The following is a 10,535-nucleotide window of genomic DNA, read 5'->3' on the forward strand; positions in this document are numbered from 1 at the left end:
GTGTAGACGGCGATGGCATTCTCGACCTTCTTGAAAAGGTCCTTGTAGTCCACGATGTAGCCGAAATCCTTGTCGTCCCCGTCCAGCCGGTTGACGCGGCAGATGGCCTGGAACAGGCCGTGATCCTGCATCGACTTGTCAATGTAGAGGTAGGTGCAGGGCGGCGCATCGAAGCCGGTGAGCAGCTTATCCACCACGACGAGCAGCTTCATGTTCGCTGGCTCTATGGTGAACAGCGTCTTGGCCCGCTCCTCGTAGGTTTCGGTCTTGGTCATGCCCGGCTTGGCTTCGACTTCCTCAAGCATCTCATTATAGGTATTGTAGATGAACTGCTTGTCGGTATCCGTGTTGGCGCCGGTCTCCTCCAGCGTGACATCCTTCGCCAGCGGATTGTAGGAGGTCACGACCGCGCACTTGCCCCGGAAGGGCGTTCTCTGAAACAGGCTGAAATACTTGCTCGCTTCATAGATGCTCGATGCTACCAGTAGCGCGTTGCCGCGTTCACTCGACAGGCGCGGCTTCACGCTGAAGTCGAAGACGATGTCGCTCACCACCCGGTCCATGCGCGAGCGGGAACTGAGGACCTGTTGCAGCGTGCCCCACTTCTTCTTCAGTTCATCTCTCTGCCAGTCGTTCAAGCCCCGCGTCTTGGCATCGAACCAGGCGTCGATCTTCTCCTTGGAGCCGAGGCGCTGATCGATGTCCCGCGCCTCATAGACCAGATCCAGCACGACCCCGTCCTCGACCCCCTCGCTGAACTTATACGTATGGATGTAGCTGCCGAAGACCTCCTGGCTGGTCGCCTTATCCTTCATGAGCAACGGCGTGCCGGTGAAGCCGATAAAAACTGCATTCGGCATCATCGCCTTCATCACCCGGTGCAGCTTGCCACTCTGCGTGCGGTGGCACTCGTCCACGAAGACGAAGACCTCGCCCACCGTCGGACTGGGTTGCGCCTCCAGATCCTTGATGAAATCGTCGAAGTCGTCCACATCTTTGCGCCCGAATTTGTGGACCAGCGAGCAGAGCAGACGCGGCGTGGCCTGACCGAGCAGTTTCATCAGCCCGCGGCCGCTTCGGGTCCTCTTGATCGCCTCCCCCACCTCCTTGAAGACCCGTTCGATCTGTTTGTCCAACTCGTCGCGGTCGGTAACAATGGCGACGCGGGCATTGGGATTGTTTTCCAGGATCCACTTCGCGAGCATCACCATCACGATGCTCTTGCCGCTTCCCTGCGTGTGCCAGATAATGCCGCCCTTTTTCTTCCGCATATGCGCCTGCGCGGCCTTGACGCCGAAATACTGGTGCGCGCGCGGCAGCTTCTTCACGCCGCCGTCGAAGAGGACGAAGTTGTGCATCAGCTCGATCAGCCGGTCCTTGCGGCACATCCTGAGCAGGTATTTGTCCAGCTTGAAGCGGCTGTCGTCCGCCTCGTCTTCCTTCCACTTCAGGAAATACTTTTCCGGCGTGCCGATGGTGCCGTACTTCAGACCTTCGGAATCGTTGCCCGCGAAGATGAACTGCACCGTGCTGAAGAACCAGGCGTTAAACTCTGGCTGCTGGTTTGAAAGATTCTGACGGATGCCGTCTCCAATGCTCACGCGGCTGTTCTTCAGCTCCAGCACGCTGACGGCGATACCGTTCACATACAGCACAATGTCAGGACGCCGCTCATGGTTTCCCTTGAGCGTCACCTCCTCGGCTATAACAAAATCGTTCTTCTCCGGTTTCTTCCAGTTGATGAGATGGACCGTTTCCGTCGCCTTGCCCGCCTCGATCTTTACCGGGACGCCGTAGCGCAAAAAGTTGTAGACGGATTGGTTATTGCCGTAAAGCGTGCGGCTGTGGTTGTCCGCCTCGGTGCGGAGCTTGTGGAGGGCGACGCTGATCTGCGCTGGTTTGTAGCCGTTCTTGGTCAGCCATGCCGTGAGCAAACTTTCTTCGATATTGCTGTTGCCGTCGCGGTCGGTCCAGTCGCCGAGGTAGCGGTAACCCAGCTCATCGCGGAACAGGGCGATGATCCGGTTCTGCGTGGCTCGCTCAGGTTGGCCGACGGTGTTCATACGAGGCGGATCCTCCCGGTGAGCAGTTCCTGCATCATGCCCTGCTTGAGCTGGCGGGTTTTGGAGAGCTTGGCTTCTAGCGCGCCGATCGAGACGTCCATATCGGAGAGAATAGCGGCGATGGCGGATTGTTCGTCTGGCGCGGGGCTGGAGATTTCAATTTTCTCGATTGTCCGCGCATTGAGGCTCGGAACGCCGGACGCCTCGTTGTGCTGCTTCCAATCAATCAAACAGAACCGGTAGAACATGAATTTGGCGTGATTGGGTTCATGAACAACTGAGTAAAAAAGCGTGTCAACCGTCCAGAACGGGGTGTCCATGTATTGGGGTTGATCAATCGTTCCCTTTCGACCGATCAGGACAGATGGCTTGTCGTAGAGGAAGCGATTCGCCCTACCAATTTCGCCGCCACTCGCTAGGATTGGGTATTGGCCGTCCGTAGCTTCGACGTCGCTCTGACTCTTGCCATGGCAGACGGTCAAAATTTCTCCCAACCGCTTCACCTCCCACTCCCCGCTGAAGCCCGGCAGGCGCTTCTTGCCGGTGAGCAATTCCTGCATGGCGCCCTGTTTGATGTGGCGCTTCTTGGCGAGGAGCTGATCCAGGGATTCGATGAGGGCATTCGCATCGCTCAATGCCTCGGCGATGGCTTCTTGTTCGGCTTTTGTGGGTGGGAGTGAGAGAAGACACTTCTGAAAGACAGGATTTAGAAGGTGTGTCTGATTTACTCCGTCATCGAATCCCAAAAAGTAGGGATTCCGGTTCAGTACATAGAACAGATACTTCGGGCAATCGCGGTAAGGTGTCAACGCACAAACCCGCTGGTTGACAGCATACAAGTTGTCCTGATCGGCCAAGAAGGCCTTCGCAAGAGCCTTACCATTTGGCAGGTCACTCATGACCATCAATACATCATTTCGCTTTGCGCAGCAAAAGTTGACAGTCGAGTACTTGCGGACGCATCCATTCGTCGAAATGAACTTGGAGTTCACGCAGACGAATCGTCCAAAGTCCGAGATATGCTGTTCGTGAGCTTTCCCACCACGAAAACGGCAGATATCAGGCAAGAGTTTGATCTCCCAATCCTTCGGAATCACCCCCACCTCGGTCTGCTTGTAGCCGGCCTTCACTTCCATGAGAAACCCATCTTCTCTAGATGGCGGTTCACCTTGGCTTCCAGCTCGGCCAAACGGTTGACCATCTGTGGCAGCGGAGTTTCGTAGCGCTCGGCGAGTTCCTTCACCCGCTGGGTAAGTTGCCGGCTTATACGATCCATCTCGCCGTTGATGGCGGCATCCAGCGTAGCGAGCCACTTGTCGTCTACCACCAGCGTTTTGATATCAGACTCGGAAAGCTTAGGATAATAGGCATAGGCTTTGGTATCAAGCGCCACCTCAGTTTCCTTGAGCTGCTTTTTAAGTTCGGCCTCCTTATTGTTATACTTCAGCCACTGGTTCAGTACGGCCGCTTCGTCCTTCGCTTCCTTATCGCCCTTAATCTCCTTCAATCTGCTCGCGACATTGGCCTTATTCACCTTGTCAAGTTCAGCGAAGGCCCCGTCCTCGCCGCTATGCTCCTCCTCCATCTCGGTGAGGTGGGCTGTGACACCCTCAAGCTCGGCGGCGAGCTGATCGACATCCCTCTGATCTTTAACAAAATAGCGGGCGACGATGAGGGATTTGGGCACGAGGTCGCAGGTCCATCCCTTGTCTTTCTCCCTTCCCTTCTTGTCCTTCTCGATGATGCGGGTGGTCTCGGCCTTCCATCCATCGGCGGCGATAAGATATCCGTCGTCCTGCATGGTATCCGCCCAGTAATCCATCAGGTGCTGATAGATGTCGTAGGGATCGATCAGCGGCTTGCCGGCGTAGTGGGCGAGCAGGCCCTCGGCCAGCGCCGCGATAACCTCCTTGGGATGGCATCCGGCCTGCAAGGCTTTCAGCTTTGCGGCGGTCTTCTTGCGCCACGCGGCGAAATGGGCGTTCATGCCGACGATGAAGGCGGCGAACTCCGGGTGCTCGTAGATGGCGGACTTGATGGTCGACTTCTCCACGGTGAGAGCGAAGTAGCCGGGGCGGCTTTTCTTGAACAGCGAATGTCGTAGTTTTGGGCAGACATCCCAGTAACGCTGGAGCGCATCGACATCGGCCGCGGGGATACCGCCCTGCAGATGGCCCGCGATGTCCTGCAGATCCTCGGGCGTCTGGCTGTCGATATAGCGCGGAAGGTTTAGGTTGAACTCGTTCTTCTCAATCTCCGCGAAGGGGACCATCCGCGCGTACTTCGGGACGTCGAGCCGTTTGTTAAAGACGTCCACGATCTTGTGAATGTCCATGCTGCGCAGGCGGTTTTTGGGGCCGTCCTTCATGAAGCCGCCGCTGGCATCGATCATGAAGACACCCTTGCGGGCCTGGGCGTCCTCCTTGTCGATGACCACGATGCAGGCCGGGATGCCGGTGCCGTAGAAGAGATTGGCGGGCAGGCCGATGATCCCCTTGATGTAGCCTTTGCGCACGAGGGCGCGGCGAATGTCGGCCTCGGCGTTGCCGCGGAACAGTACGCCGTGCGGGAGGATGCACGCACCTTTGCCGGTGCTCTTCAGCGAGCGGACAATGTGCAACAGGTAGGCGTAATCTCCCTGTTTGGCGGGAGGGACGCCGAAGGCTTTGAAGCGCTCGAAGGGATCGTTTAGCGGATCGAGGCCGGTGCTCCAGCGCTTGTCGGAAAAGGGCGGATTGGCGACGACATAGTTGAAGGTCTTGAGGGTGTCGCCCTCCTTGAATTTTGGATCGGCCAGCGTGTTGCCCTGCATGATCAACGCGGTTGGATTGTTGTGCAGGATCATGTTCATCCGCGCGAGGCCGCTGGTGGCGGCGTCTTTCTCCTGCCCGTAAAGCGTGACGGGAGTGCCGGCCTCAGTGCCGACCTTCAGGAGCAGCGAGCCGGAACCGCAGGTGGGATCGTAGACGGTGGTGGCGGCGCTGGTCTTCGCGGTACGGATGCCGCTGATCTGGGCCATGATGCGGCTGACCTCGGCGGGTGTGTAGAACTGCCCCTTGCTCTTGCCGCTCTCGGTGGCGAAGTGTCGCATCAGGTATTCGTAGGCGTCGCCCAGGATGTCGTCGTCGTCAGCGCGGTTCTTGGAGAAGTCGAGCGCCGGGTTCTCGAAGATGGCGATCAGGTTGGTGAGCCGGTCCACCATTTCTTTGCCACTGCCGAGCTTGGCGGCGTCATTGAAGTCGGGGAAATCGGAGAGTTTGTTGGCGTTGGCCAGCGGGGCGATGATCTTCTTGTTGATCTGGTCGCCGATATCGCTCTTGCCCTTGAGAGCAACCATGTCCTTGAAGCTTGCGCCACGCGGGATCGTGATCGGCGCGTAGGGCTGGCCCGCGTATTTGTCACTGACGTATTTGATGAAGAGCAGGACGAGGACGTAATCTTTGTACTGGCTGGCATCCATTCCGCCACGCAGTTCATCGCAGCTAGACCAGAGGGAGGAATAGAGTTCAGATTTTTTTAGGGCCATTCGTTGGATGCTCCAAGTGCGTGACGAGGCCGGGCTGTGTCCGGGATCGAAGTCCGACCTCCGACTTCATGGTGGTAGCCTTTTGGACGTGACCCGGGCCAACACGCAATGATCCTATCTCATCTCCCTCCTGAGCGCCAGCGCAATGAAATGCGGGACCAATCGCTGCTCGGAGCGTGGCTGAAGCCAGCCCCACCGCCTTCCAGGAAGCACATCCCTCCTGTTGATGGAGGAGGCCGGACAAAGGGCGTTAGGAGTTTTTGTGAGCAAACTCTTGCCCTTGTAGAGCTAATTTATGAAGGGCGATTCTTTTTTTGAGAATCTCCGGATCGCTCGGCAAGTCTAACAATTCCGCAGTTAATCCCGGCCTAGCAAACTTTCTTCCAATGCCAATATGATATTCCAATACCAATTCCACAAATCCCCTAAGTTGATGGAGAATGTCCTGTGCATCATTTATTTCTTCTCCACCATGTACCCATTGGTTTCTTCTTTCCCGAAGATGCTCGAGAATAGGCTTGGCTTCATCCCTGCTCACACATGGGAAAAGCGCTCGCTTGACAGTTTGGTCATAGTTTGCGCCCCCGGTAACCGTTAGCGCTTCTAGTAGAGACCACAACTTAAGAAAAGAGGACTCAAAATCAATCCCATCAAGGGCCTCTGCATATCTTACAAAATAATCACACAATTCATTTGGATAGTTTGATTGCTTTATCAACTTTCTGAGTTGCTTTTCCCTTGCTACAATTTCTTTCCATTCATTTTTTGTTCCATAACTTGTCTTCGCCAATGCAAATCTAGGCTCATACCATACTCCCAGCCCAGTGTGTTTCCCATCCAATTTATGCAGGCTAAAAATTGGCCCAAGACATATCTGGTTTACTGGCCATCGCCGGCCTAAGTAACCTCGTCTAGTCATCCTGTGACTATTAGCATAGTTCCAAACACCTCGTATGCAGTTCAATGACCTTAGTGCTTTGTCCATTGCACTATTTGTGGTTCTTGCCATGACATGGACCATTGCCCACTTGTAATTCTCTGGATTGTTTTGACCAATAGTCTCTAGCGCGGGCTTTTCTATAGTTTTTCGATCAAAGTATTTTGGCAGAGATTTCGAAATGATAATAGTTGCATCACAGAAATCACGCGTTAGCTGGTTCACATAACCTGGAACTGATATTGTGCCGATGAATGTATAAGGATTTGTGGGTCGGGCAAGATATAGCTTTTCACGCCGTGTAATCTCGGTCAACAGACTACTTTCTGCAATGCCATTTTCAAAATCATCGGAATACAGAGCATCGCAAATTATACCCCGCTTGTCGGTGTCGCAGATATGCTTTGGGAATGTGATTGCAGTTTGAAGCACGCTTAGTATGTCGGCCAACATCTCTGCACCGAAAGGGCTATTACCCGTTTTTCGCGATTTTGACAACTTGTCAAGTAGCGCCGACAGCTTATATTTATTCTTTATCTGGGCCATAGCTATTACAAATTCTTAAAAACACTCCTAACGTTCTCATAATCCACGAGGGTTCTTGGCGCGACCCCCGCTCACTCCCATGTTCGCATCCATTCTCCCATAAATGCGAGGGGAACCGCAAGAGCGATCATCAGGCTCAATTGCTCCCTGCGCGCGAATTTCATCATGGCCCGGAGTCTATGGGCTCCAACTTAGGGGGCGAAGATGAGGGTGCTGTCAGTCCCACCGCCTTCTTTGGAGAGAGATATATGTTTTTGTTGTAAGAGGAGTCCATATAAGGCAGTTAGGTTGTTAAAAACTATCCTTCTGGTGGCCAAGGAGAAGGAAGCTCCAGAAAATCTCCCAAACTCGGGCCTTCCATTTCTTCGAAGTATCCCGATTCCTGATTCAAAAGCTTTTTATCAAAAGGAATAATGTTAGCTTGGAGTTGATGATTTGACCAGGGATGTGGGATTAAGACTGGCTGTTTCTCCCTTAAGTTCGTGTAGTCAAGTCTTCCTGCTGCAATCACGGCGCTTAGCCGTTTCCCCCTTGGCCCACCAGGGCCAATCCAAAGGCCCCTTTCGTTGCGGCCCCAACATTGTGATATCGTTTCGCCTTCAGCGTCGCTTGATATTGTTAATACTGCCTTCCCAAACAACACTTCGACAAACATATCTGGTATATAGCCGCGATCTAATACATTTACCGCCACAACCAAAGGCATCTCTAGGTCACCATAGCGCTTTGCCTTATTCTTTAGACTTCTATAAATTGTCTCGCCGGTTCTCACTACCTCTAATCCTGGCAGGAGGAGCGCTATTGGCCTTATGCTTAGATTGTCTCGTTGAGATTCGGCTTTGGGGATTGGGAAAAACTCGATGAACCAACCGTCTCTTTTGTATTCAAGACATGGTAAACCCACAATTCCTTCATCTATATATTCGTTCCTTGTTTGCTCGTAATCCTGTTTGTTGAGCCATCTTTCGAGCGCCCCGACCATAGACCTGCTGGGCGGCGTAATGTTCGGAGCGCCTCTGACTCGAAGAGCAAGACAAAAATCAGGCGACCTCAACTCGTTTATGACATCATAAACCTGATCTCTGCGTATAGTGGCTCGCCTCTCTGTATGTGATGGGCCAACTGTGGTGGCCTCCAGGCAGAATAGGTCCTGGCCTTTGCTCCTAACCAAGAAATCCGGTCTTTTCTTGGTTTCGGGAATCGCAGGATGAATCACTAGCTCGTAACCATTTTTAAGTAGAGTTTCATGAATTAGCAATTCAAAGAATGCTGAAAGATGTGCATAGTCATCATCAGATTGAAAGCGTGACCGGAACTCGTTTTTTTCTTCCTCTGGATAGCGGTCAAACCACTGATTCAGTAAACTCCTTATTGCGATGAATGGTTCCCGGGCAGAGTTATTACAGTATTGCCATTTGGAGACTGATCGCGTGGCCAAAGACATATCTGTTCTCTTAAAATCCGCGAATAGCATCTTTATACCTCGATCAACCTGACTTCTGTTAACCCACGAGGGCCTTTGGTGCGGCCCTCGCCCTCTCTCAACCGCGCATCCATTCTCTCACCAAACGAGAGGCAAGACAAGACTTCAGTCAGCCCCACCGCCTTCCTGGGATGTATATTGTTCTCGTTGACTGAGGAGTCCAGATAAAGCCGTTAGGCCTTTTTTTATATCGAGAGACTACGCCAATGTTTCCGAAACAACTCAAAACATGTATTATCAACTAAAATAATGTTTTCCCGATTGGCACCACCTCGCTTTACTAATTCCTTGACTACAACACCGCGATCATGAGATGAAATACTTTTTGCGGTTGCAAAATAGCAAACATTTCCCGCATTAATGTGCTTACCTTCGGCGGGATAAATTAAGTCCAAATTCTGGATGTGGAATGCATATCCCAGAAAAATAACAAAGTCCGCATCCTTCATTCCTTCGCGAATCTTTAAGATATCGCTCGATTCGGGATTGGTTCCTTCGGTGTACGTCTTTATTTTATTTGCAAGCTTAACTAAATCCTTTGCATCCGGCTCAGCTCCAAATTCTATTGCGTCTTTCTTGCCATACCATGGCAGTTCTCCCACCTTGCCATATGGATGATAAATTTCCATTCCGCATATCAATTCTCCCGCCTCGCCGGGACTAATTCCGTAATATATCTGAAGAGCATGATAAAGAAATTGCTCAACGCATCGATCGTAGTTAAAAATTATAAGCCTTATGTTGGATAGCCGATCTTTTAGTTTTTCCGCTACGCAGCGTTCTGTGAGCAACTGTAAAAATGGTTCAAACCATGTATTTTTGAAGCCATGTAAGTCCAGGGTTCTACTTGCGCCCCCTGCATCAACAAAGAGAAGGCTTTTGCGTTCGGCCTCTAGAATTGATCGGACAATTGAGAGTTTACCGCACGTCTCAATCGCCTTGTTTCCCTTGTGATTTTCAATAAAGCTGTCTATTGACATGGCAACAGGCAATGCATCCCTAATTCTCAAGGCGGCCTCGATCAGCTGAGACATACTAGAGCTCTCTGGTGTACCCTGTCTAACCATCAATCGGAGGGCCTCATAAACGCGTGGGTCTCCGCTCTTTAAAAGGCGCGTAATATCAAAATCAAAATTAAGGATGTTAATTATTCTCTGCTTAAGTTCAACGCCAGTTGGTAGATTTGCTTCCTTGCTTGCTCCGGCTCCTATAACAATTACGGTATTATTCCCGACCATAAATCACCTTGCTTTTGGTTGACGTTCATTTCTAGGTTAATAGGCCTAACGTTCTAATAACCCGGGAGGGTTATTGGCGCGACCCTCGTTCACCCGCTCTCTTCTGAGTGCCACCATCCTGATCAAAATCGCTACGATCACTCAACGTAAGGCATTCGAACTCGATCCAATGCTATCACTTAGAACCTGATCGGTACAACTCGTATAAGGAGCCGCCATTGCCCTCAAACACCGGTCCTGAATCGGGCCACGAAGGCCGCCGCAGTTAATCACTGGCGAGCCAGAACCCAAATGATGCTATACATTTCGGCCACACTACACATAATACCATCTCCATTGTGCTTGCTTTAACAGTAACAGAATCGCGGCACTACCCATAACCCTGGTCTTCGATCATTGCAGGACCCTGCCTTAATCCGGGACGCGACGAGCCCGCAACGCACGGGAAATGATGGAATGACGGGGCTTTCGGAATACCTTGCGGATCGGGAGCCGGGCGGGCAAAACCCATGCAACTTGAACAATCGTTAGGCTTTTACATTGCAACAGCTTTCACATTATCGCAAATTGTATAAGCACGTCGTTATTCCATCGAAGGAGGACGTTCATTCAGAGCCATTTTAGGGGCAGCCGAGGCCGATTCTGGGCCGCGAGGGGCAGCTCGGAGGCCGATTTGGCGGTTCCGGGGAGCAAGGGGGCGGTTTGGGGGCAGAATTTAGGGCTCCGAGACACCTTAGGGGCA

6 protein-coding genes are annotated in these 10,535 nt (G+C 52.4%); all 6 read right to left on the minus strand.

What is annotated here, in order from left to right:
- The coding region (locus tag KJ970_19630) for an HsdR family type I site-specific deoxyribonuclease (GenBank protein ID MBU2693134.1) at nucleotides 1-2,063 on the minus strand (2,063 nt) is incomplete at its 3' end.
- Nucleotides 2,060-3,199 carry a restriction endonuclease subunit S gene (locus tag KJ970_19635; GenBank protein MBU2693135.1) on the minus strand — a complete coding sequence of 380 codons (1,140 nt, stop codon included), beginning with the start codon at nucleotides 3,197-3,199 and terminating at the stop codon, nucleotides 2,060-2,062. The genes KJ970_19635 and KJ970_19630, both read right to left, overlap by 4 nt.
- A complete protein-coding gene (locus tag KJ970_19640; protein ID MBU2693136.1) occupies nucleotides 3,190-5,589 on the minus strand; it encodes a type I restriction-modification system subunit M in 2,400 nt (799 codons plus the stop codon). Before KJ970_19640 ends, KJ970_19635 begins: the two co-directional genes overlap by 10 nt.
- 250 nt (nucleotides 5,590-5,839) lie before the next feature.
- Complete coding sequence (locus KJ970_19645) at nucleotides 5,840-7,072, minus strand: hypothetical protein (protein MBU2693137.1); 1,233 nt, start codon at nucleotides 7,070-7,072, stop codon at nucleotides 5,840-5,842.
- 298 nt (nucleotides 7,073-7,370) lie between these two features.
- Nucleotides 7,371-8,516 (minus strand): hypothetical protein, encoded by a 1,146-nt coding sequence (locus KJ970_19650; protein ID MBU2693138.1) that lies wholly within the window; start codon nucleotides 8,514-8,516, stop codon nucleotides 7,371-7,373.
- Between the two features lie 224 nt (nucleotides 8,517-8,740).
- Nucleotides 8,741-9,793, minus strand: a complete 1,053-nt coding sequence (locus tag KJ970_19655) for a hypothetical protein (GenBank protein MBU2693139.1) — start codon at nucleotides 9,791-9,793, stop codon at nucleotides 8,741-8,743.
- Nucleotides 9,794-10,535: the final 742 nt, after the last annotated feature.

The organism is Candidatus Eisenbacteria bacterium (assembly GCA_018831195.1).
GTDB lineage: Bacteria > Eisenbacteria > RBG-16-71-46 > CAIMUX01 > JAHJDP01 > JAHJDP01.